The organism is Archangium minus (assembly GCF_044360475.1).
In the GTDB taxonomy this organism is placed as follows: Bacteria; Myxococcota; Myxococcia; order Myxococcales; family Myxococcaceae; genus Archangium; species Archangium minus.
Window position 1 is genome coordinate 12,002,486 of sequence record NZ_CP043494.1, and the last position, 22,230, is coordinate 12,024,715.

18 protein-coding genes are annotated in these 22,230 nt (G+C 66.6%); 14 read left to right on the top strand and 4 right to left on the bottom strand.

The features are described from left to right. Positions 1-53 precede the first annotated feature (53 nt). On the top strand, positions 54-1,175 hold the full coding sequence (locus F0U60_RS49280; protein ID WP_395811261.1) for an aldo/keto reductase: 1,122 nt from the start codon (positions 54-56) through the stop codon (positions 1,173-1,175). Between the two features lie 13 nt (positions 1,176-1,188). Here F0U60_RS49280 and F0U60_RS49285 read toward each other — a convergent pair whose 3' ends face one another. Then, a complete protein-coding gene (locus F0U60_RS49285) occupies positions 1,189-2,160 on the bottom strand; it encodes a quinone oxidoreductase family protein (RefSeq protein ID WP_395811263.1) in 972 nt (323 codons plus the stop codon). Between F0U60_RS49285 and F0U60_RS49290 the strand changes: the two genes are divergently transcribed. The 3 genes from F0U60_RS49290 (at position 2,159) to F0U60_RS49300 (ending at position 4,775) form a co-directional block, all read left to right on the top strand. Further along, a complete protein-coding gene (locus tag F0U60_RS49290; protein ID WP_395811265.1) occupies positions 2,159-2,326 on the top strand; it encodes a hypothetical protein in 168 nt (55 codons plus the stop codon). The genes F0U60_RS49285 and F0U60_RS49290 overlap by 2 nt on opposite strands. A gap of 115 nt (positions 2,327-2,441) precedes the next feature. Continuing rightward, complete coding sequence (locus F0U60_RS49295) at positions 2,442-2,699, top strand: hypothetical protein (protein WP_395811267.1); 258 nt, start codon at positions 2,442-2,444, stop codon at positions 2,697-2,699. A 459-nt stretch (positions 2,700-3,158) separates the two neighbouring features. Continuing rightward, positions 3,159-4,775, top strand: coding sequence for an NADP-dependent glyceraldehyde-3-phosphate dehydrogenase (locus F0U60_RS49300; RefSeq protein WP_395811269.1), 1,617 nt, complete (start codon positions 3,159-3,161; stop codon positions 4,773-4,775). A 10-nt stretch (positions 4,776-4,785) separates the two neighbouring features. On the opposite strand, the gene F0U60_RS49305 is transcribed toward F0U60_RS49300, so the two are convergent. Then, positions 4,786-6,648, bottom strand: coding sequence for an OPT/YSL family transporter (locus tag F0U60_RS49305; protein ID WP_395811271.1), 1,863 nt, complete (start codon positions 6,646-6,648; stop codon positions 4,786-4,788). A gap of 33 nt (positions 6,649-6,681) precedes the next feature. On the opposite strand from F0U60_RS49305, the gene F0U60_RS49310 reads away from it, so the two are divergent. Then, the gene (locus tag F0U60_RS49310) at positions 6,682-6,954 is read left to right on the top strand and encodes a hypothetical protein (protein WP_395811273.1); all 273 of its coding nucleotides are present in this window, start codon (positions 6,682-6,684) and stop codon (positions 6,952-6,954) included. 130 nt (positions 6,955-7,084) lie between these two features. Next, positions 7,085-7,951 (top strand): neutral zinc metallopeptidase, encoded by an 867-nt coding sequence (locus F0U60_RS49315; RefSeq protein ID WP_395811275.1) that lies wholly within the window; start codon positions 7,085-7,087, stop codon positions 7,949-7,951. 24 nt (positions 7,952-7,975) lie between these two features. Here F0U60_RS49315 and F0U60_RS49320 read toward each other — a convergent pair whose 3' ends face one another. Next, on the bottom strand, positions 7,976-8,464 hold the full coding sequence (locus F0U60_RS49320) for an NUDIX hydrolase (protein ID WP_395811277.1): 489 nt from the start codon (positions 8,462-8,464) through the stop codon (positions 7,976-7,978). Between the two features lie 571 nt (positions 8,465-9,035). Here F0U60_RS49320 and F0U60_RS49325 point away from each other — a divergent pair. The 8 genes from F0U60_RS49325 to F0U60_RS49360 all read left to right on the top strand — a co-directional run bounded on the left by F0U60_RS49325 (position 9,036) and on the right by F0U60_RS49360 (position 20,267). Continuing rightward, on the top strand, positions 9,036-10,322 hold the full coding sequence (locus F0U60_RS49325; RefSeq protein ID WP_395811279.1) for a hypothetical protein: 1,287 nt from the start codon (positions 9,036-9,038) through the stop codon (positions 10,320-10,322). 86 nt (positions 10,323-10,408) lie between these two features. Further along, positions 10,409-11,233 (top strand): hypothetical protein, encoded by an 825-nt coding sequence (locus F0U60_RS49330; protein ID WP_395811281.1) that lies wholly within the window; start codon positions 10,409-10,411, stop codon positions 11,231-11,233. An 89-nt stretch (positions 11,234-11,322) separates the two neighbouring features. After that, positions 11,323-11,634: a hypothetical protein gene (locus tag F0U60_RS49335; RefSeq protein ID WP_395811283.1), complete on the top strand. Its 312-nt coding sequence runs from the start codon at positions 11,323-11,325 to the stop codon at positions 11,632-11,634. Next, the gene (locus tag F0U60_RS49340) at positions 11,631-12,779 is read left to right on the top strand and encodes a hypothetical protein (protein WP_395811285.1); all 1,149 of its coding nucleotides are present in this window, start codon (positions 11,631-11,633) and stop codon (positions 12,777-12,779) included. Before F0U60_RS49335 ends, F0U60_RS49340 begins: the two co-directional genes overlap by 4 nt. 23 nt (positions 12,780-12,802) lie before the next feature. Continuing rightward, entirely contained in the window at positions 12,803-15,049 is a 2,247-nt protein-coding gene (locus F0U60_RS49345; protein ID WP_395811287.1) for an RCC1 domain-containing protein, read from the top strand. Between the two features lie 6 nt (positions 15,050-15,055). Next, the gene (locus F0U60_RS49350) at positions 15,056-16,057 is read left to right on the top strand and encodes a dockerin type I domain-containing protein (protein ID WP_395811289.1); all 1,002 of its coding nucleotides are present in this window, start codon (positions 15,056-15,058) and stop codon (positions 16,055-16,057) included. 36 nt (positions 16,058-16,093) lie between these two features. Beyond that, positions 16,094-17,104, top strand: coding sequence for a VWA domain-containing protein (locus F0U60_RS49355; protein WP_395811291.1), 1,011 nt, complete (start codon positions 16,094-16,096; stop codon positions 17,102-17,104). Between the two features lie 118 nt (positions 17,105-17,222). Continuing rightward, positions 17,223-20,267, top strand: a complete 3,045-nt coding sequence (locus tag F0U60_RS49360) for a M36 family metallopeptidase (RefSeq protein WP_395811293.1) — start codon at positions 17,223-17,225, stop codon at positions 20,265-20,267. Here the strand turns inward: F0U60_RS49360 and F0U60_RS49365 are convergent. After that, positions 20,255-22,114: an ABC transporter ATP-binding protein gene (locus F0U60_RS49365; protein WP_395811295.1), complete on the bottom strand. Its 1,860-nt coding sequence runs from the start codon at positions 22,112-22,114 to the stop codon at positions 20,255-20,257. The two genes, F0U60_RS49360 and F0U60_RS49365, sit on opposite strands and share 13 nt — an antisense overlap. Positions 22,115-22,230 lie beyond the last annotated feature (116 nt).

Here is a 22,230-nt window from a genome sequence, read left to right on the forward strand (position 1 = left end):
CTTCATTCCGCGGCCCCTGGACGGCAATTTGAAGCCATCCACAGGGGAGACACATGACGACGACACCTCGAATCGACTCGCTGGCGCAGTACCACCTGCTGGGCCGCAGCGGCCTGCGCGTGAGCCCGCTGTGCCTGGGCACCATGACCTTCGGCACCGAGTGGGGTTGGGGCAGCCCGAAGGAAACCGCCCACCGCATCCTGGCGCGCTACCTGGAAGCGGGCGGGAACTTCCTGGACACGGCGGACGGCTACACGGGCGGCACCAGCGAGCAACTCATCGGCGAATACTTCGCACAACATGGCGGGAGAGACCGCGCGGTCATCGCGACGAAGTTCACCGTCAACACCTCGCCAGGAGACCCCAACGCGGGCGGCAACGGCCGCAAGAACATCTACCGCGCGCTGGAGGGCTCGCTGCGGCGGCTGAAGACGGACTACGTGGACCTCTACTGGCTGCATGCGTGGGACGGCCTCACGCCCGTGGAGGAGGTGATGCAAACGCTCACCGACCTCGTGCGCGAGGGCAAGGTCCGCTACATCGGCCTGTCCGACGTGCCGGCCTGGTACTTCGCTCGGGCGCAGACGCTCGCGGAGCGCGAGGGCCTGGAGCGCATCGCGGCGCTGCAACTGGAGTACTCGCTCGTCGAGCGCAACATCGAGCGCGAGCACATCCCGGCGGCACTGGCGCTCGGAGCGGCCATCACCCCCTGGAGCCCGCTGGCATCGGGGCTGCTGTCGGGCAAGTACACGCGTGAGGGCGTAGGGGCGAAGGGCGAAGGCCGGCTCCCCTCCATCTCCACTTCCGGCAACCCGGGGTTCACCAAGCTCTTCACCGAGCGCAACTGGAACATCGTCGATGCGCTCAAGGACGTGGCCCGGCAACTGGACCGGCCTCCGGCACAGGTGGCCCTCGCGTGGGTGACGCGCCGGCCCGGCGTGGCGTCCACCATCATCGGCGCGACGCGGCTGGAGCAGCTCGAGACCAACCTGCGCGCCCTCGACGTGGAGATTCCGGCTCCGCTCGCCGAGCGACTGGAGGCCGCCAGCCGCCCCGAGCTCGTCCACCCGTACCACTTCTTCGAGGAGGCCTTCTTCACCGGCGGCATGTTCACGGGAGGCACGACGGTCCGGCCCGAGCCCACGTGGTTCCGGCCGAGCCCAGGCCGCCGGTAGGCCACGTCCTCCCCTACCCCGCCACGGTCAGCACCACCTTGCCCACCGTCTCCCGGCCTTCCAGCCGCCGGTGGGCCTCGACCGCCTCGGCCAACGGGAGCTTCAGGCCGATGAGGACCCGAAGCCTCCCGTCCGCGACATCGCGGATGAGCGACTCGAGGGCCCGGTGATGCGCCCCCGGGGGATGCGGCGTGTGCATCCAGTACGCGCTCACCTTCAGGGACTTCTCGAAGAGGACCTCCACGTCCACGGCGGGAGCCGGACCGCTCGCCGAGCCATAGCTCACCGCGTGTCCGAAGGGAGCCAGCACCCGGAGGCTTGCCTCCCACGTGCTCGCGCCCACCGCGTCCAGCACGAGGTCCACGCCCCTGCCGCCCGTGCGCCGGTGGACCTCCGCCACCACGTCCTCGCGGTCGTAGCGGATGACCTCGTCGACGCCCAGCTCCTGGACGAGTCGGGCCTTGGCCTCGCTCGAGACCGTGCCGAAGACGCGCGCACCGAGGGCCTTCGCGAGCTGCACCGCCAGCACCCCGACGCCTCCCGCCGCCGCATGGACGAGCACGGACTGGCCGTCACGCACCTGGGTCACCGTGTGCAGCAGGTGGTACGCCGTCAGGCCCTGCACCGGCACCGCGGCCGCTACCTCGAAGGACACGGTGTCTGGCAGGACGACGAGTCCGCTCGCGGGAGCTTTCACGAACTCGGCATAGGTGCTCGTCGTCAGCGTGACGACCCGCCGACCCAGGAGGGCCGCGTCTACCCCCGGGCCCACCGCGGAGACCACGCCCGCGGCCTCGCTCCCGAGGATCCGCGGCAGGGGAACCTGCGCATCGTAGAGCCCCCGTCGCCGTTCCGTGTCCGCGAAGTTCACGCCGGCCGCGTGGACCTGAATCCGGACCTCCCCTGAACCCAACTCCGGCTCCGGTACGTCTTCGAGCCGCAGGACCTCGGGTCCCCCTGTCTGGTGGTAACGAATCGCTTTCATGGTGCGCCCTCATAACGCGCCGCCCACGGATTCGCATCCCCTCACCCCACCCCTCTCCTTCTCCTTCATCGGCTCCTTGCTGACCGCTGCCTGGGGCGCCACGCTCGCCTTCTCCGCGCCTGATTGGGGGAACCGCGCGAGCGACAAGTCCAGCACGGTGATGTGAACCAGGACGGAAGCAGCACCTGTACGCTGTTGCCGGCCTGGAAGAAGGACTTGTATTGACAGATTGACTCATCATGCTCGAACCTCGGGCTTCACCCGCAGTCTCAGGAGGCTTCATGCTGCGTCGTCGCCTGTTTGCGTTTGCTTTTGCTCTCGTCACGGTCACCACGGGCTGTGGTGGTGTCGAATCCGAGCAGCAGATTCCGTCCGAGAATGATTCTCCTCGAAGCGAAGCTCTCGCCTCGTGCGAGTACCTCATGCGCATCAACTGCCGCGCTGACTACCTCGAGACCGCGTGTGTTTTCAGCAATGGCTCGATTGGGTATTGCCAGTGCTCGGACCATCACTGGGCGTGTTGGGTCGAGACCGAGTAGGCGAACGAGCACGGCCCCCGTCCATGTAACAGCTGGATGCCGAAGGCGGCTCGGCCGTTGGAGGTGTCAGTAGTAGTCCGCACAGCTCATGTAGTAGCCGCAGCGTGTGCAGAGGAGCTTGCACTTGCGCTCCTCGAGCCGCGTGCCGCAGTTGGCTCGCGGCGTCGGACCTGCCCGAGAACATGAGGGCAGGCGGCGCAGTCCCGAAGACCCACTTCAGCGCGTGTGCTGTTTGAAGAAGTCCCACATGAGGGTGGTCGCATCGGGACCGGAGGGGTCGGAGAACAGGTACGAGGAATCGCCACCGTGTCATGACTCTTCACCCAGTCCACCATGCCCACGAGGATGCCTGGACGCACAGTCCCTGCGGAATATTCAAGCAACCCGCTCACGTGCGCCCTCAAGTTCAAGAGCGCGGAAGGAGCCCGGGTCGTAGATAGTGGCGCAGAAAGGACATCCATGACCTCCCTTGACGACCTCTTCCCCACGGACGAACAGATTCCCGCCAACGTGCGGCTCCCCGGGTACCTCGAGCAGCGCGAGTACCTCGTGGGAGGCAAGCTCCGGGTCTGGGAAGGCGAGCTCAACCCGGTGCAGAGCCCCGTCTTCGTGAAGACGCCCAAGGGCTTGGAGCCCAAAGTCATCGGTGCCACGCCGCTGCTCACCTCGAAGGAATCGCTTGAGGCGCTGGAGGCCGCGGTGCAGGCCTACGACAACGGCCGCGGCGTCTGGCCGTCCATGCGCGTCGCCGAGCGCATCGAGCACGTCGAGCGCTTCCTCGTGGCGATGCGCGCGCAGCGCACCGCGGTGGTCAACCTGCTGATGTGGGAGATTGGCAAGACCCAGGCCGACTCCGAGAAGGAGTTTGACCGCACGGTGGACCTCATCGTGGAGACCATCCGCGCGCTCAAGGAGCTGGACCGCACCTCGTCCCGCTTCGTGCAGGACCAGGGCATCATGGCGCAGATCCGCCGGGCGCCCCTGGGCGTGGCGCTGTGCATGGGCCCGTACAACTACCCGCTCAACGAGACCTTCAGCACGCTCTTCCCCGCCCTGCTCATGGGCAACGCGGTCGTCTTCAAGCCGGCGAAGTTCGGCGTGCTGCTCATCCGGCCACTGCTGGAGGCGTTCCGCGACAGCTTCCCGCCGGGCGTCATCAACATCATCTACGGCCGGGGCCGCGAGACGGTCGGCGCGCTCATGGAGAGCGGCAAGGTGGACGTCTTCGCCTTCATCGGCACCAACAAGGGCGCCAGCGAGCTCAAGCGCATGCACCCGCGTCCGCACCGCCTGAAGGCCGTGCTCGGACTGGATGCGAAGAACCCGGCCATCATCCTCGAGGACGCGGACCTCGATAACGCCGTGAAGGAGTGCATCACCGGCACACTGTCCTTCAACGGCCAGCGGTGCACGGCGCTCAAGGTGCTCCTGGTGCACCGGCGCATCGTCGAGCAGTTCCTCGAGCGCTTCACCGCCGCGGTGGACCGCCTCAAGCCCGGCATGCCCTGGGACCCGGGTGTCGCGCTCACCCCGCTGCCCGAGCCTGGAAAGACGGCCTACCTGAAGGGACTCGTCGACGACGCCGTGGCCAAGGGCGCCCGCGTCGTCAACAAACTCGGTGGGCAGACGAACCAGTCGTACTACGCACCCGCCGTGGTGTACCCGGTGACGAGCGAGATGCGCCTGGCAACCGAGGAGCAGTTCGGCCCGGTCATTCCGGTGATGGTGTTCGACGAAGAAGAGGAGGTCATCCGCTACGTCGTCAACTCCAACTTCGGCCAGCAGCTAAGCATCTTCGGCAAGGACTCGGCGCGCATCGGGAAGCTCATCGACGCGTTCTCCAACCAGGTGGGCCGCATCAACCTCAACTGCCAGTGCCAGCGCGGGCCGGACACGTTCCCCTTCAACGGCCGCAAGGACTCCGCGGAGGGCACGCTGTCCGTGGCGGATGCACTGCGGGTGTTCTCGATTCGCACGCTCGTCGCGGCGAAGACGACGACCGAGAACACCACGCTGGTGCAATCCATCCTGACCCGCCGCGAGTCGGACTTCCTCACCACCGACTTCCTCTTCTAGCGAGGGGACGTCACCACAGCAGCGACACCAGGCCGGCGAGTCCCACGAAGAGGAAGTAGAGCGACTCGCCGGCGATGAGCCCACCGCCCACCAGCGACGTGGTGCTCATGTCCTCGGGCAGCGCCTCGCCCTCTCCGGGCGAGCCCGCCGCATGCGGCGCCGGCTTCTTCGCCAGCGTGTTCCACAGCGAGGACACGATGCCGCCCACGCCGAACCACAGCGCCGCGGGCAGGTTGATGAAGGCGCCGAACGACGAGGCGTAGGGGCTCGCCAGCAGCACCGAGTCCATCGTCCACCCCACCGCGTAGCCCGCGCGCGAGCCCTTCACGTAGGCCTGGTAGCGCGCGTTGCGCTTGAGCAGCTTGCGCGCCACCTCGATGGTGAAGCCGAGCGTCAAGCCCAGCAGCAGCGCCTTCACCGTGTAGTCCGACAGCGTGCCCAGACTGCGGATGGCGCCCACGAGCTTGTACGTCATCGCCGAGCTCCACTGGCCCACTTCAACCTCCGGGAGGTCGAGCTGGTTGATGGCCAGCACCGGATAGGCGCTCATGAAGACCTTCGCCAGTCCCAGGCACAGCACCGAGCCCATCACGATGCCAATCACCTGGTAGCGGAACTGGATGGTGCGGTTGGTGCCCAGGCGCCAGCCCGTGGAGCGATCCTGCTGCATGTCACAGCCCACGGATGTGGAGATGAGCAGGATGCTCGCGGCCAACAACCCCACCACCGGGTTCCTCAGCCCGAGCATCGACATCAGCAGCACCGAGATGACGAAGGCGCTGGAGAGGGGGTTCTGGTCGGTGATGCCGTAGGCGATGCCGTTGATGAGCACGAACAACACCGACAGCCCCATGCCGAAGAGGATGAAGCCCAGCGGCTGATTCAGCAGGTACGTGGCAACCCCCACCAGCGCCACGCCCCAGAAAACGACCCACGCCAGCAGCCTCGGCAGGTTCACCTGCTTCCACGCGGGCACCTCGTCGGGCGGGGCCTTCGCTCGGTTGCGAATCCGCTCCACCGCCTGCACCGCCAGGAGCGACAGGTCCACCGCCGCCGCGCCGCAAATCATGGCCAGACCGATGATGAAACCAATCTTGCGGAACGGCTCCTCCGCGCCCAGCCAACCAATCTCTCGCAGGTAGGGCGTGAAGGCCGCACCGACGAGCCCGCCAACGATGGCCGGCACGGTGTTGCGGCTGCCCACCACCATGCCCGCGCCCAAGGTGGAGCCGCTCAAGCCGATGGAGCCCAGGGCGGCGAAGCGCTCGGTGAGCCCCGCCACCACCACGCCCAGGCCAGTGCCACCGCCCAGCTTGGCGATGGAGACCTTCAGCAGGCGCTTGTCGGTGAGCGCCCGGAGGATGTTGGCCACCGCGTAGCCCGAGGGGTAGTCCAGCTGCAGCCGGTCCACGAGCAGCGGCGTGTAGAGCATGCCCAGGCCCACGCCGAACATGCCCACGCAGCCCACGAAGAGCATCAGGTGCCAGGCCGCCGGCTGCGGCATGCCCAGCCACACCATGGCCTGGATGAGCACGGACATGGCGCACATCGAGGCCACCGAGGCGGCCATCGTCTGCATGTAGTTGGCGCCGTGCTTGCCCTCGGGGCCATAGCCATAGGTGACGGCGCTGCCGAGGATGCCGGCCAGCACCTGCCCGCCCACGAAGAAGCCCAGGCTGAAGTTCATGTACGAGGCGGCGATACCGCCCAGCGGCCCGAGCACGAAGATGGCCACCGCGCTCAGCAGCAGGTGGAACTTCCACGTGCCCGGCGCGGGCAGCCAACTGAAGCGCGGCGCACCGCCCTGGGGAGAGACTTCAGAGGAGGCCGGAGGCGGAGGAGAGGACGAAAGTGGAGGGGCTGACTGGGCCATGGAAGGCTCAAGGTACCCCAAGGAGAGAGGACCATGGACACCAACACCCGCCGCAACATCCTGTTCGCACTCACGTTCCTGGCCGGCTGCGCGGCCTCCCAGGTGCGGTGGCTCCCCCCCGCGCTCGCGCAGTCGGAGACGAGCATGCCGCGCTGGGACTACTACTGCATGCGACCGGAAATGCCGCTCAATCTCATGGATCCGCGAGACCTCACCCCGCAGCTGCAGGCCGCGGGCCTACAGGGTTGGGAACTCGTCACCATCGACAGTTACCGCAACTACTGCTTCAAACGTCCCCTGCGCTGAGCACGCCCGCTGCTCTCTTGCTTGCCCTCCCTTCGCCCGAGCACCGGGACACGGGTGAGACCTTGCTCGATGGCCCATGCCGGGCTGCCTACCTTGGAGCGGGTAGAGAGTCAGAGAGGAGGGGGAACGGATGAGGTGGCAAGGGGGTCGTCGCAGCTCGAACATCGAGGATCGGCGAGGCATGGGCGTGGGACGCCCGCTGGCGGTGGGAGGCGGTGCCGCGACCATCGTGATCGCCCTCCTGGTGATGCTGTTCGGCGGCGACCCCGGGACCGTCCTGTCCGGGGGAGAGCCCGCAGTGGGGCCGGGCACCGGCGGCTCTGGCAGACCGGTGGACCCCGCGCAGGCGCAGCTCGAGGACTTCGTCTCCGTCGTGCTCGCGGACACCGAGGACACCTGGCCGGACCTGCTCCTGCCCCTGGGCGTGCAATACGTCGAGCCACACCTCGTCCTCTTCTCAGACGCCGTGGAGTCCGCCTGCGGCTTCCAGGAGAGCGCGGTGGGGCCCTTCTACTGCCCGCTGGACGAGCGCGTGTACCTGGACCTCAACTTCTTCCGGGAGCTGGATCAGCGCTTCGAGGCGCCCGGTGACTTCGCCCGCGCCTACGTGGTGGCGCATGAGGTGGGGCACCATGTGCAGAACCTGCTCGGCATCTCCGAGCGCGTCCACGCGATGCGGAGCCAGTCTCCGGAGGACGCCAACGCCCTGTCCGTGCTGCAGGAGCTGCAAGCGGACTGCTTCGCCGGCATCTGGGCCCACCATGCGCAGCGCCAGCGCCAGGTGCTCGAGCAGGGAGACGTGGAGGAGGGGCTGACCGCGGCCTCCGCCGTGGGGGATGACACGCTGCAGCGGCGCGCCCGGGGCCGGGTCGTCCCCGAGTCCTTCACCCACGGCTCCTCGGAGCAGCGTGCCTTCTGGTTCCGCCGGGGGCTCGAGCAGGGCACCGTCGAGGCCTGTGACACCTTCAGCGAGGACGCGCCCGGCCGGAGGCGATGAGCCGTACCCGCGGAGTGCCGCACCTCAGATGCGCGTGAAGGACCAGCTCACCGCGTGGCCGTCGGCGTAGGGCATGACGCCGTGGAAGGCCCGCGGGTCGCCATCGAACACCAGCGGCAGGAAGTGGCGGTCTCCGTCCCAGAGCGGCAGGCTCATGATGTCCTTCACGGGGACCCAGGAGAGGGTGCCCTCCGCGTTGCGCTCGTAGGGCGTGCCCTCGAAGCGGTCGATGCGGAAGACGAAGCCGAGCCAGTCCTCACCCTTCGGGCCGAAGCCGGGCCAGCTGATGGTGCCGCGCAGCGTCAACTCGGTGCACTCGATACCCGCCTCCTCGCGAATCTCCCGGCGCATGCAGGAGACCACGTCCTCGTCCGGGTGCATCTTCCCTCCGAGCCCGTTGTACTTGCCGAGGTGCGTGTCGTCCGGACGCGCGTTGCGGTGGATGAGCAGGACCTTCGTCCCATCCGGAGACAGGACGTAGCCAAGGGTGCCGATGATGGGCGTGTAGCGCATAGGGGATAGCTCTTACAGCTCACGCAGCGCATCGCAAGAAGTCATCGGGTAGGCGCCAGCCGGCCTACTCCCCTCCGGCTCCTGAGTCGCCGCCCTTGTAGACTCTGAAGCAACACACGTTTTGTAGACTCCAAAGCAACACACGTCTTGTAGACTCCAAAGCAACACACACCAAGCCCTTGAAACCATTGAAACCGACATCTCCCGCGAGAGTCGTTTTTCATTGGAACAGAAATGTTACATTTATCTGTCGGGTTGCGCAGTTTTTACTCGCAGTCCTGTTTGATAATATGTATTGTGTGATGGTCCAAGCAGAGCAGGCTCCGCTTTGGATCAGAGGGGGTTTCATCACGTCGTCACCCAGATCGGTTCCGCGCTGACGGCAGTCCGCGCGGGCGGTCCTGTGCGTTTGTCTTTTGCATACACCGTTCCTGGTGCTCGAGCGGCATTCTCAAACGAGCGACGGGGACGGCGGCGACAGGTTTGCGCGCTCTCGGGCAAGCAGACACGGGAGTGGTGTGCCCTCCAGGCATGACTGACGTGCCGTCATCGACAAGGAAGGCCTCAAACCATGAAGAAAGCATTGCTGTCCGCCGCAGTGATCGCGCTGTCCGCTGGCGCCGCCGGCCAGGCCGTCGCCGCGCCCATGTCTCCCTCCGCCCGCAACGTGTCGCAGTACTTCTCCGCCACCGTGCAGGATGCCTTCATCCTGCTGGGGGACACGGATGACACCAAGCTCGTCTATTACGTGCCGCGGCGCGGTGGCGTGGCCGTGCAGTCGCCGCTGAGCACCTCGCCCATCCCGCGCTTCCAGGTCTCCGCCTATTACCCGTCGTTTGGCTTCTTCGCGGGTGAGGAGCTCACCAACCTGGGTGGCTCGCTCTCCACCACCAGCGACCTCGGCGCGCTCGGCCTGCTTCAGAGCGAGGCGACCGCGAAGGGCATGCGCATCACCCCGGCTCCGGCGACCAAGGCGCAGACCAAGTTCCTGCTCTCTGGCTACGCGCCCCCCAACGGCCGCGTCGAGGTCAAGTGTGAGAAGGAGACCTTCCAGATCACCAACCCGACGACGGGCGAGACCCGGACGATCACCGTCCCGAAGTGCTTCACCCACGAGGATCCGACCCAGCCGTACGACCTCGACACCAACGTGATGTACAAGTTCAACAGCCTGCCCGCGCTCAACGGCAGTGTCGTGGCGCAGGACATCTCCTTCCAGGCGACCACGCTGCCCGGCTGGACCAACCAGCTGCGGACGTTCATGGCCACGGGCGCCCAGTGGGACAACGTCCTGTCGGCGAAGATTGACTGGGAGATCAAGACCAGCGAGCTCACCCGTCAGGCGCGCTTCCACGTGAACTGGAAGTCCCTCTTCGAGCAGGCCAGCGCCTTCGCCGCCTTCCACCTCAGCTCGTGTGTGGACATCGAGGTCCGCGCCTTCTTCCAGCGGCTGGTGCAGTGCTCGGCGGAGAACGAGTGCGGCATCCGCATCGAGTACCTGCAGTCCAACGGCACCTGGGGCCCCACGGCGCCCAATGACGCCAACTTCATCAACGTGGTGAACGCCGTGCAGCGGCGGCTCCAGGACGAGCTGTTCAACGAGGTGCGCAAGTACACCACGCCGGTCAATGGCCAGGTGTCCAACCAGGTGACGTCTATCTTCACCCTGCGTGCGAACTACGAGAAGCTCATCCTCGAGAAGAACGAGGTGGTCTACGTTCAGTACAACCCGGGCCCGACGGACTTCCAGGCCCCCACCATGCTCAACGTGTCCTGCCTCACGGGCGGTTTCGAGATGGGCCGCGTGAACTGGAACATGAACGATCCGGGCTGCCGCGCGCTGCTGGGTCAGCAGTAATCAAGACGTGAGCCAGGGGGGTGGGAGTCTCCACGAGGAGAGCTCCCGCCCCTCATTTCCTCTCACCCTCCCGCCCCCCTCCTTCCATGCGTCTTCCCTACGTCCTTTCCGCAGCCGTGCTGGGCCTCTTCACCCTCGTGGCGCCAGCCGCGCACGCCCAGACCGAACCGCCGCTCGACTACGCGCGCACCATCGAGCAGTCCGGCATGGTGTTCGTGCCGTACGTGGGCATGAACCGCGGCCCCATCTACTACACGAGCTACGAGCAGGTTCCGAACGGGCCGCCCACCAACGTCAGTGGGATGCGCAAGCTCATCGTCAACCTGTTCCCGACGGCCCACCGGCAGAACCTGTACAACGGCTTTGTCTCCCAGAATGGCATCACCGACGCGAAGGTGCTGCCGCCGGCCAGTGCGTGCCAGCCGACGGAGGAGATTGCAGACCTGCTCTCCTACATGCCCGTGGGCTACACGCCGCGAATCCTCGCGGGCAACTACCCCATCGCCTGCAGCCTGAGCCTCTTCTTCTTCAGTGAGGACGAGGCGAAGGTGCTGTCCATCATCAACGCGCGCCCGGTCATCACCCTGCGCGCCTCCATCCCGCTGTGTAGCCCGGCGAGCCAGAAGCTGAACATCTCCGCCATCAACCAGAGGCTCGTGACGGACGGCGTGCTGCGCAGCACCTCCACGGGCCTGACGGGGAACAGCTGGGACGTCCTCTTCGAGTCCTCGCGGCTGGCCCAGCTCTCTCCCTCGCTCTTCCTCACCTCGGATCCCCAGGTGGGCTGGGAGGCTTATATCAAGGCGTTCACGCTGGACCTGAACGCCCAGACGGCCACGATGTCTACCTCCGCGGCAAGCCAGCCCGTCTACATCTGCACGCCGGACCCGCTGGTCCTGCAGTTCGGGTAGAGCGCGGACTGCGCTTCAACCCCCATCAACAGGACGCCAGGAGCAGCCATGGCCGGTGCCGTGGCCGCTCCGGCGTGGGAGCACGGGTGATGCCAAGGCATGTGTGGATTCTGGGTGGGCTCGTGTGGTGGACCGCGTGCCCGGGCAACGACAGCGTGGATCCCGAGCAGAGGAAGAAAGAGCTCCAAGCCTGCATCCTTCAGCGGGTACCCCCCGCGGAGGCCACGGCCACGGAGTGGAAGGTGTCCGGGTACATGCTGGTGGATGCCTATGTGAAGTGTCAGGAGAAGCCGGAGCAGGCGACGGCCGCGGACTTCCGTGCCGTGGTGCAAGAGATTGCTCAACTGGAAGCGGATTCCGCCTCGGTGCGAATCACCGCCCTCCCTGGAGGCACGCAGTGAAAGTCCTGTTCGTCCTCATCCTGCTCGTGGGCACAGGAGCCTTCGCCAGCGATTTGGAGGTGGACGAGTGCGTCGGGTGCCATACCGCCCGGCGCAACGAGCCGAAGTCCCGCTTCGCCAATGGCCTGGGGCACTGGAATGACAGCCAATGCTATGGCTGCCACGCGGAGCTGAACGATGTGGCCGCGCGGAAACAGAAGGGGCAGGTAGACCGGCGCTATTTCGCCGTGCCCGTGCGTGAGGAGAAGCTGGCGCAGCTCGCCACCACGCCGCTGGCGTACATGAATGCCCCGGAGACCGTGGAGCCACCCGAAGGGACCGTTCCCCGGGTGTCCTGGGAGCGACTCGCAGCCTTCCTGAAGCGCCCGAGCAACCTCTCCCCCCAAGAAGGAAGCCGAGCCCCGCGGATGATGGCCTACCCGTCGCTTCAGCCCAAGGCGCTCAAGGCCGTGGCCGACCTCCTGGGGGTGCGGCCACAGGCCCGGGAGAAGACGCCCGCGAAGCTGAGCGTGGAGGAGCGGCGCCAGGCCGACACGCTGTGGACAACCCGCTGCTTCAGCTGCCATGGAGGCCCGAGGCCGGTATCGGGCCGGAGCGGAGTGGCGCTGGGGCTCTACACCGCCGAGTGGCTGCGGGACTACGCGGCTGGAAAGGTCCGCGCTCCTCGCGAGGCGCGCACCATGCCCGTGGTGCCCCTCTCCACCGAAGAGGCGAAGCTCCTGCACCGGCTTTTCGGAGAGATGCGAGTCGAGGCGGAGCGCGAGCTGGATGCGCGTGTCTCCCGACTGAAGCTGGAGGACATGGCCACCCCCACGGCGCTGCCACCCGCGCTGCTGAGTTATCTCTGGGGGCCGTTCTTCCGGGACGCCACCTGTGTCCATTGTCACGCGACCAGCCCACGTGCCGCGAGCGCATTCACCGCGGATGCGGAAGGGCTGAAGGCCTACCTGCGCCGCAAATCGGGTGAGGAGTTCTGGCGTCGGTTGGAGACTCGCGCGCTGGAGGCCGAGCACGGGCTCGTCGCCGCGCGACCTGGCATGCCCATGGCCGGAGTGGAGCTTCCCCTGGAGCTCCGGCGCCTCGTCGCACGCTGGGTGTTGGAAGGTTGCAAGGACCCCGAGGGGCAAACCTGGTGCCGTCACTGACGGCCATTCCGTTGAGGCGGTGCATGTCTGGTAGGCAATCCCTCGGTGCGAGGCTCGGGTGTCTGACGTTGGCAGTGCTGCTCGGCACGTGGCTCGTGACGGGTTGTGGTCCCGCGACCGGCCTGGAGGAGCCCGTCCCGGGGCGAGTGCGCTCGCCGCTGGGAGGCCGGCCCGCGGCTGCGAGGCTGGCGCTGGGTCAATACCACTCGGTGGGCGTGCACTCGGATGGCACGGTGTGGGCCTGGGGATACAACCGTCAGGGCCAGCTCGGAAATGGGACGTTCACCGACAGCCCCACGCCGGTGCAGGTGGCGAACCTGGGTGGTGTGGTGTCCGTGGCCTCTGGGGACTACCACGCTCTAGGACTGCGCTCAGACGGCACGGTGTGGGCCTGGGGTGACAACTACAGCGGCCAGCTCGGCAATGGGACGAACACCGCCAGCCCTGTGCCCGTGCGGGTGAAGAACCTGAGCGGCGTCGTTTCCCTTGGCTCTGGGTTCTCCCACGCCCTGGCGCTGCGCTCGGATGGCACGGTGTGGGCCTGGGGCGACAACCGTTACAGCCAGCTCGGCAACGTGGCGGCGACCAGCAGCAACCTGCCCGTGCAGGTGCCGGGCCTGAGCGGCGTCATCGCTGTCATGGCCGGAGGCTATTACTCCCTGGCGCTGCGCTCGGACGGCACGGTGTGGGCCTGGGGCGACAACCGCTTCGGTCAGCTCGGGGATGGCACGACGGCCACGCGCAACGTGCCGGTGCAGGTGCTGAACTTGAGTGGGGTGGTGACGCTCTCCGCCGGCGCCTCCCATACCGTGGCGCTGCGCTCGGATGGCACGGTGTGGGCGTGGGGCCTCAATACGTATGGCCAGCTCGGAGATGGGACGAACACCAACCGCCTCCAACCCGTGCAGGTGGGCCTGAGCGACGTGATGACCCTGGTCGCCGGCAACTACCACTCGCTGGCGGTGCGCTCGGATGGCGCGGTGTGGTCCTGGGGTGACAATCGCTACCGCCAGCTCGGCAATGGGACGACTACCAGCAGCCGCGTGCCCGTGCAGTCGGGCTTGAGCGGAGGTGTCACCCTGGTGGCGGGGTACAAGCACTCGCTGGTGCTGCGCTCGGACGGCACCGTGTGGTCCTGGGGTGACAACGTCTTCGGCCAGCTCGGAGATGGCACGTTCAACCCCCGAAGCTCCGCGGTGAAGGTGTCGTTTCTGTCCTTGGGCAGGGCGGATGTGACGTCCGGACAGCTGCACTCCGTGGTGGTGGACTCGGGCGGTGCGGTATGGGTCTGGGGAGACAACTACAACGGGCAGCTCGGCAATGGGACGGGGCTCGACAGCCTCGTCGCGGCCCCCCTGAATCTGAGCGGGAGCATCGCCGTCTCCGCCGGGTTCAAGCACACCGTGGTGCTCAAGGGCGACACCACCGTGTGGACCTGGGGCGTCAATGAGTACGGGCAGCTCGGGGATGGGACTTTCACGGACAGGCCCCGGCCCGTGCAAGTGGTGGGGCTCTCCGGTGTCTCCGCCGTGGCGGCTGGCAATTACCACGCGTTGGCCCTGCGCTCGAACGGCACGGTGTGGGCCTGGGGCTTCAATCGCTACGGACAGCTCGGAGATGGAACGACCACGGACAGGCCCCAGCCCGTGCAAGTCTCTGGGCTCTCCGGAATCGTAGCCATCGCGGCCGGAGACAGCCATTCCCTGGCGCTGCGCTCGGACGGCACGGTGTGGGCCTGGGGGTACAACTTCGACGGCCAGATTGGCAATGGCTCGTACGCCTGGCACATCCTGCCCGTGCAGGTGGCGGGACTGTCCGGGGTGGTGTCCGTGGCGGCTGGAGGCTACCACTCGCTGGCGCTGCGCTCGGACGGCACGGTGTGGACCTGGGGCTACAACGGCTCGGGCCAGCTCGGGGATGGGACGACGGTGCTCAACAAGCCCGCACCGGTGCAGGTGACGGGCCTGAGCGGCGTGGTGTCCGTAGCGGCCGGCAACTACCACTCACTGGCGCTGCACTCGGACGGCACGGTGCGCGCCTGGGGGTTCAACTTCGACGGCCAGCTCGGGGATGGGACGCTCATCAATCGCCACTCACCCGTGAAGGTGACGGGCCTGAGCGGCGTGGTGTCCGTGGTCGCCGGGGACTACCACACGTTGGCGCTGCGCTCGGACGGCTCTGCTTGGGCCTGGGGATACAACGGCGAAGGCCAGCTTGGGGACGGGACGCGAAACGACACCCTCGTGCCCATCCGGGTCCTGGGCATTTGAGAGGAGATGGAAGTGAAGACCCAGACAAGACTGTCCTGGTTGGCCCTGCAGGTGCTCCTGGTCGCCGCCCTCGCGCCGGTTCTAGGGGCCGGCGAGGCGGTAGCTCAAACCTTCAGTGAAGAGCACATCCTCATTGTGATTGACCGCAGTGGCTCCATGCAGCTGGTGCGGAACAATGGCCAGACCCGGTTCACCGAGGCCATCAGACAGGCCAAGGCCTACGTCAACCTGCCGTCGTCGCGGCCCCGCTCCTTCGCGGTCTGGACCTTCGAGGAGGTCAGCTACATCAAGGAGCAGGGTTTCGCGGATGCCGCGACGACGCTCTCCACCTTGAACCGCCTGAGCGTTGGCAACGGAGTGACGCCCCTGGCCTACGCGGTCTGCGATGCCGTCGACGAGCTCTTGCAATACGAGCCCGGAGTCAATGCGAAGAAGGTGGTCCGGCTGGTGTCCGATGGCGAGGAGAACAGCACGCCCTCCAGCTCCCAATGCCATGGCCCCGACAGCACCAGCCCCTACCCCAACTTCTCGATGGATTCCTGGCAGTGGAAGGTCCGCAACATGCTCAAGACGGGGGATCCATTGAGGGATGATCCCGGCCCCTACAAGCTCGTGTTCGACGTCAATGTCTTGTATGATTACGTCCGCTTCGCCAGGGCTGGGAGCCCGGTTCGCGAAGTGTCCTCCACGGGGAACGCGGCGCCCATCCGCCCCCTGTTGACCTCCGCCTACTTCGCCTTTCTCCAGGGTGTGTCCAAGGACTCGGGAGGCACCTTTACAGCGATTGGCGATTCAAGTCCCGTCCCCGTCCAGGGGGACACCAACCAGGATTACTGTGTCAACGACACCGACTACCACCTGGTGCTCAACCACTACGGCAACACGGTTCCTCCCGCGCCCGTCGCGGCGGATGTGAACCGTGACGGCGTGGTCGACTACTACGACTACACCATCGTCGTGAACAACTACGGCTCGGGTTGTGGCTCGAGCCCCGCAGTAGACAAGTAGAAAGACAGTCCAAGCCACAAAGCGAAAGGAACGAAGATGAAGAAGGGTACGATCCAACTGTTGGCTGCTGCCATTTTCACCTTGTTTATGCAGGCGGGCGAGGCCCTGGCGCAGCCGCCTCCGCTTCCCACCGAGCAGCACAGCATCATCGTCGTGGATCGAAGTGGCTCCATGACGGCCGTTCGCAGCGATGGCCAGACCCGCTTCAAGGTGGCGATCCAGAATGCCAAGGACTACGTCAACCTGCCCCTCAACATCCCCCACTTCTTCGCCGTCTGGACCTTCGAGGGCTCCAGCTACATCAAGGAGCAGGGCTTCGCGAGCGCCACGACGACGATCGCCACCCTGAACAGGCTGACGGTTGGCACGGGCCTCACGCCCCTGGCCTATACGGTCTGCGATGCCATTGACGCGCTCTTCACCTACAGGCCGGACCTGGGCAACAAGGCGAAGAAGGTGGTGAAGCTGGTCTCCGATGGCGAGGAGAACAACACGCCGGTTGGCACCCAGTGCTACGGCCCCTCCAGCACGCTGGATGCCCCGCCCTACACGACGAACTCCTGGGAGTGGAAGGTCTACAACAAGTTCGCGACCCGTAATCCCAATACGCCTCCCCCCGCTGGTGCCTTCTTCCCCGCGGTGCTCAACGTGACCGTGCTGAGCGGCTACATCAGCCTGTGGAACATGTCGGCCTCCGCCCCTGAGTACTCCCCGGCGGGCCAGGTGATGACCCCGCGCTCCATGTCGACGATGGCGAACTACTTCACGTTCCTCAAGACGCTGGCGCAGAACTCCGGTGGCTCCTACACCGAGATCGTGGACTCGAAGCCGGCTCCGGTCTTTGGTGATACCAACCAGGACTTCTGCGTGGACAACACGGACTACTCCGAGGTCCTCGCGAACTACGGCGCCACCGTTCCGCCCGGCAACCCCGCGGCGGACTTCAACAATGACAAGGTCATTGATTACTACGACTACACCATCGTCGTGAACAACCAGGGCGTGGGCGCTGGCTGCGGCTCGAACTCGCTCTTCATCAACAAGTAATAAACCGCCCAGGAGAAGTACCTGACGGAAGGAAGGACGGAAGCCCTGGCGTCCTTCCTTTCGTCGTTTCAGAATGGTTCGAGCCACATGTGGTGGCGTGATCGCCCAGGGGTAGGAGATGCAACTTCGCCGCGAAGCCATCACAATCCTCGCGCTCGCCGCACTCTCGGCCTGCGACAATCCCGCTCCCCTGCGCGACGTCCCCGACACACCCGCTCACGTCCACCTCACTTCCCTGGAGCCGCTGCGGGGTGTGCCCACGCTCCTCTGGAGCCAGACCTGGGAGTCGAGCGCGGAAACGCCTTCCACGCCCGAGGCCGCCGCGTCCTGGTACCTGGAGCAGCTCGCACCGCTCTATCACCTAAAGGAAGACACACTCCGCACGGCATCCATCCGCCAGGTCCACGATACGGGTCGCGGCGGAATCATCGTCTCCTTCCGCCAGCGTCTCGAGGGCCTCGAGGTCCTCGACAGCGAGCTCGAGGTGCTGCTGACGCGAGACCTCCGGCTGGTCGCCGTGGGAGGCAACCTCCAGGACGTCGCAAGCTCCCAGCCTCCTGCCTTTCGGCTCTCGCATGGAGAGGCCGTGGCGCACGCGCTCAGCGAGCTATCCCGTGTCGCGGGCGCCTCCGCGGACCTGCGTGAGACGGAGCCGATGCCAGGAGGATTCCGCGCCTTCGCGCTGTCTCCTGGCAGGGCCTTCGACAGCTCCCGGATGACCCTGGTCTCACCCGCCCGGGCGAAGCAGGTCCTCTATCCAAAGGACGGCCAGCTCGTTCCCGCGTACTACGTCGAGACCTTCCTTGGGGCGACCGCGAGCAACAGCTCCATCGCGGAGGCTTCCGTCATCTCCGCGGAGGATGGCACCGTCTTGCTGCGCCAGGGGCTGACTCATGCGGATTCGTTCGAGTATCGGGTCTGGGCAGAAACGGACGGGGCCAGAACGCCGCTCGATGGACCCCAGGCCGACTACACACCGCATCCAACGGGCACTCCGGATGGAACCGGGCCCGCGTTTATTCCCTCGCGCCGGGTGTCGATGGAGGGCTTCAACGGGAAGGGAGATGTCTGGCTCCCCTCGGGTGCGACCGAGAGCCGAGGCAACAACGTCGATGCCTATGCGGATCTCACCGCTCCGGATGGCTTCACGCCCGGGCACGATGTCCGCGCGGCGACCATCCCGGGGAGCAGGCGGTTCGACCATGTCTATGACACGAACCTCGGCCCCCTGGCTCGTGCCGAGCAGACCCAGGCCGCCGTCACCCAGCTCTTCTACACGACCAATTGGCTCCACGATGACTTCTACGTCTCTGGCTTTGACGAGGCTGCTGGAAATGCCCAGGCCAGCAATCTCGGTCGGGGTGGGGTGGAAGGAGATCCGCTGCTCGCCGAAGCCCAGGGCCATGAAGGGTCCAACAACGCCTTCATGACTGTGCCCGCGGATGGGCTGTCACCGCGCATGCAGATCTTCACCTGGCTGGGTGGCGAGGAGCACTTCGTGGAGGTCTCTGGCCAGCGCTACCCGACAGGCATGGCCTTCTTCGGCTCGCAGTCCTTCCAGGTCACGAAACCGCTGGTGCTCTTGAATGATGGGATCGCCAACCCGAGCGCTCATGACGGATGTGAGCCCCTGGGCAGCAACCTGGGTGGCACCCTGGTCATGATTGAACGAGGGACGTGCCCCATGGCGCTCAAGGCCCGGAACGCCGAGCAGGCGGGTGCCTCGGGGGTGATCATCCTGAACAACATACCGGGCGCCCCACCGCCCCGGATGACGAACGACGACGCGTCCATTGTCGTGAAGCTCCCCGTGCTCTCGGTCACCTACGAGGACGGAGAGCGCCTCAAGCGGCTCGCCGAGCAGCAGAACCCCCTCACCGCGACCCTGTGGCGAGGCGCCACCGACCGAGAGGGTGCCATCGACAACACGCTCGTGGCCCATGAGTGGGGACACTACCTGCACCTGCGCCTGATGAACCCGTGCACCACGACGCAGTGCCAGGCCATGAGCGAGGGCTGGGCGGACTTCATCGCTCTGCACATGCTGCTCCGTGAGGGTGATGCGCTCGAGGGGAGCTATGCCCTCGCCTCCTATGCGGGCACCGCGCTCGGCAACAGCGCCTACTTCGGCATCCGTCGGGCTCCCTATTCCGTCAACAAGCGCATCAATGACTTGAGCTTCCGTCACATCTCCGAAGGCGAGCCCTTGCCCACCCATCACCCCATGGCCAGCCGGAAGCCGGGGAACTCGGAGATCCACAACGCGGGGGAGATCTTCGCGGGCATGTTGTTCGAGGGGTACATCGCCCTGCTCCGAGAGACGCGGCTTCCCACGCCCCGGTACAGCTTCCAGACGGCCAGGCGCCGCATGGCCGACTACATCGTCGCCGGGATGAAGCTCGCGCCCTCCAACGCGACCTATACCGAGCAACTCCAGGCGCTCCTGGCGGTCGCGGCGGCGCAGGATTTGACGGACCATGCGCTCCTGGCAGAGGCCTATGCCCGCCGAGGAGCGGGGCCAAGCGCCATCTCCCCACGGCGAGACTCGATGGACCTGACCGGTGTCGTCGAGGACTTCTCCGTGAACAGCCCCGGCAATCCGGTGGCGCAGGCGGGTCCGGACCAGACCGTCCCGGGTGGCCGACGCGTCTCCCTTGATGCCTCCGGAAGCCATGCTCCGAAGGCCGGCGTTCTGACGTTCCAATGGCACCAGGTGTCGGGTCCTCCCGTAGTGCTTGAGAACAGTGGGAAGAGCGCCGCGACGTTCACTGCGCCCGTGGTGCCCAAGGACACGGTGTTGGGCTTCCGAGTCACCGTGGGGCAAGACAACCGTGCGACCGTCGATACCGTGGAGATCCGCGTGCTCGCCGGGGACTCAGGCCCCGTGGATGGTGGCGTGGACGCGGGCACGGATGCGGGCATTGACGCAGGCACTCCGGATGACGACGCGGGCACTCCGGATGACGACGCGGGCACCGATGCGGGCGAGCCGCCGCCGTTCGATGGAGGGACGGAGCCAGATGCAGACACCGAGGACCCGGGCATCTCCGACAGCGGCTGCGGCTGTGGAGCGGGCTCCGGTGCGCCGCACTCCACGCTCTTCTTCGCGCTCCTGGGCCTCCTCGGGGCGTATCGAGGTCGGGCGAGGATTCAGTCCCGGTAGCCCCGGGCCTGCAAGTTGAACAGGTGCGCGTAACGCCCATTGCGCGCCATCAACTCCGCGTGGCTGCCCATCTCCTCCACCTCGCCGTTGTGCAGCACCGCGATCCGATCCGCCATCCGCACCGTCGAGAAGCGGTGTGAAATCACCAGGGCGATCCGGTCCGCCGCCAGCTCCTGGAACCGCTCGAAGAGCGCGTGCTCCGACTCCGCGTCGATGCTCGCCGTCGGCTCGTCCAGGATGAGCACCTCCGCATCCTCCCGCATGAAGGCTCTCGCCACCCCGAGCTTCTGCCACTGTCCGCCGCTCAGCTCGTGTCCCTTCTCGAACCAGCCTCCCAGCATCGTGTCGTACTGATTCGGCAGCGTTGCAATCACCCCACTCGCCCCGCCCTGTTCCGCCGCTCGCACGATGCGGTCGCGGTCCTCCAGCGCCGGCACGTGTCCCAGCCCAATGTTCTCCGCCACGTTGAACTGGTAGCGCACGAAGTCCTGGAACACCGCACCAAACCTCGAGCGCAAGTCCTCTGGGTCCATGTCCTTCAGGTTCACGCCCCCGTAGAGGATTTCTCCCTCCGTCGGCTCGTACAGCCGCAAGAGCAGCTTCACCAGCGTGCTCTTCCCTGCCCCGTTCTCGCCCACCAGCGCCAGCTTCTCCCCCGGCTCCAGCCGCAAGGACAGGTTGCGTAGCGCCCACGCGTCCTTCCCCGGGTAGCGGAACGACACGTTGCGCAGCTCGATGGCGTTGCCCCGTCCCCTCGGCGCCGTCAGCGCTGGCACCACCCTCGGCGCCTCCTGGCCCGTCGGTATCTCCAGGTAGGCGAAGAGGTTGCTCATGAAGAGCGCGCCCTCGTACATGCTGCCCACGCTCGAGAGAATCCCCTGGAACGCCGCCTGCCCCTGCCGGAACACCCCCAGGTACAGCACCATGTCGCCCACGGTGATGGCGCCTCGCGCTGCCCGGTCCGCCACGAACCCGTAGCACCCGTAGAACGCCCCCAGCGACAGCAGCCCCAGTCCCAGCCCCCACCCCATCCGCTTCGTCGCCAGCGCCCGGTCCTCCTGGAAGAACTTCTGGAAGAGCGTCCGGTACCGCCCGAGCACCAGCGGGCCCAGCCCGAACACCTTCACCTCCTTCACGTGGCTGTCTCGCGTGAGGATCCACTCCAGGTAGTTCAGCTTCCGGCCCTCGGGCGCTCGCCACGAGTGCAGCCGGAATCCCTCACCCGCCAGCCGCGCCTCCGCGATGAACGCCGGGATGCTCGCCGCCACCAGCACCACCACGCTCCACGGAGAGAGCGACACCAGCAGCACCGCGTACGTCGACAACGTCACCAGGTTGCGCACGATGGCGAACGCGTCCATCACCAGCCCCAGCGGCCGGCTGTTCGCCTCGCGCCGCGCGTTCTGCATCTTGTCGTACGTGTCCGAGTCCTCGAAGTGCCGCAGCTCCAGCTTCAGCGCCTTCTGGAGGATCCGCTCGTTGAGCAGGTTGCCCAGGCTGGCACGCACCAGCTCACGCGTCAGCGATAGGGCCCGGTCCACCGTCGCCGAGCCCACCATCAGCCCGAACTCCAGCGCCACCAGTCGCAGCACCTGCGCCCGCGCCGCGTCGTTCCCGTCCTTCGCCGCCGCCACCACCCCATCCACGATGAGCTTGCCCACCCAGGCGATCGCCGCCGGCAGCACCGCCGCCACCAGCGTGAGCGCCGCCAGCGTCACCGCGCCCCGGGGACTCGCCGCCCAGAAGAGGCGAAAGGTGCCCGGTAGCTGACGGAAGAGGCTGCCCGTGCTCTGCAGCCGGACCTTGAGGGGTTGGGGAGGAGGAGGGGCTCGATACGGAGGAGACACGCCCTCTGTCTAACTCAGCCCTCCCACGCGTGCCGCATCTCGCGAGCCCGAGGAACACCCTAAGTGCGGGCTTCCCGGCCCCCCCATTCCCTCTGGGCCCGTGCCTGACTGGGTGC

Coding starts and splice junctions, on each gene's coding strand:
- F0U60_RS49315 (WP_395811275.1), top strand. CDS start 7,085: ATGAGGTGGCAAGGGGGTCGTCGCAGCTCGAACATCGAGGATCGGCGA.
- F0U60_RS49325 (WP_395811279.1), top strand. CDS start 9,036: ATGAAGAAAGCATTGCTGTCCGCCGCAGTGATCGCGCTGTCCGCTGGC.
- F0U60_RS49280 (WP_395811261.1), top strand. CDS start 54: ATGACGACGACACCTCGAATCGACTCGCTGGCGCAGTACCACCTGCTG.
- F0U60_RS49290 (WP_395811265.1), top strand. CDS start 2,159: ATGGTGCGCCCTCATAACGCGCCGCCCACGGATTCGCATCCCCTCACC.
- F0U60_RS49285 (WP_395811263.1), bottom strand. CDS start 2,160: ATGAAAGCGATTCGTTACCACCAGACAGGGGGACCCGAGGTCCTGCGG.
- F0U60_RS49350 (WP_395811289.1), top strand. CDS start 15,056: ATGGAAGTGAAGACCCAGACAAGACTGTCCTGGTTGGCCCTGCAGGTG.
- F0U60_RS49355 (WP_395811291.1), top strand. CDS start 16,094: ATGAAGAAGGGTACGATCCAACTGTTGGCTGCTGCCATTTTCACCTTG.
- F0U60_RS49360 (WP_395811293.1), top strand. CDS start 17,223: ATGCAACTTCGCCGCGAAGCCATCACAATCCTCGCGCTCGCCGCACTC.
- F0U60_RS49310 (WP_395811273.1), top strand. CDS start 6,682: ATGGACACCAACACCCGCCGCAACATCCTGTTCGCACTCACGTTCCTG.
- F0U60_RS49300 (WP_395811269.1), top strand. CDS start 3,159: ATGACCTCCCTTGACGACCTCTTCCCCACGGACGAACAGATTCCCGCC.
- F0U60_RS49295 (WP_395811267.1), top strand. CDS start 2,442: ATGCTGCGTCGTCGCCTGTTTGCGTTTGCTTTTGCTCTCGTCACGGTC.
- F0U60_RS49335 (WP_395811283.1), top strand. CDS start 11,323: ATGCCAAGGCATGTGTGGATTCTGGGTGGGCTCGTGTGGTGGACCGCG.
- F0U60_RS49305 (WP_395811271.1), bottom strand. CDS start 6,648: ATGGCCCAGTCAGCCCCTCCACTTTCGTCCTCTCCTCCGCCTCCGGCC.
- F0U60_RS49330 (WP_395811281.1), top strand. CDS start 10,409: ATGCGTCTTCCCTACGTCCTTTCCGCAGCCGTGCTGGGCCTCTTCACC.
- F0U60_RS49320 (WP_395811277.1), bottom strand. CDS start 8,464: ATGCGCTACACGCCCATCATCGGCACCCTTGGCTACGTCCTGTCTCCG.
- F0U60_RS49345 (WP_395811287.1), top strand. CDS start 12,803: ATGTCTGGTAGGCAATCCCTCGGTGCGAGGCTCGGGTGTCTGACGTTG.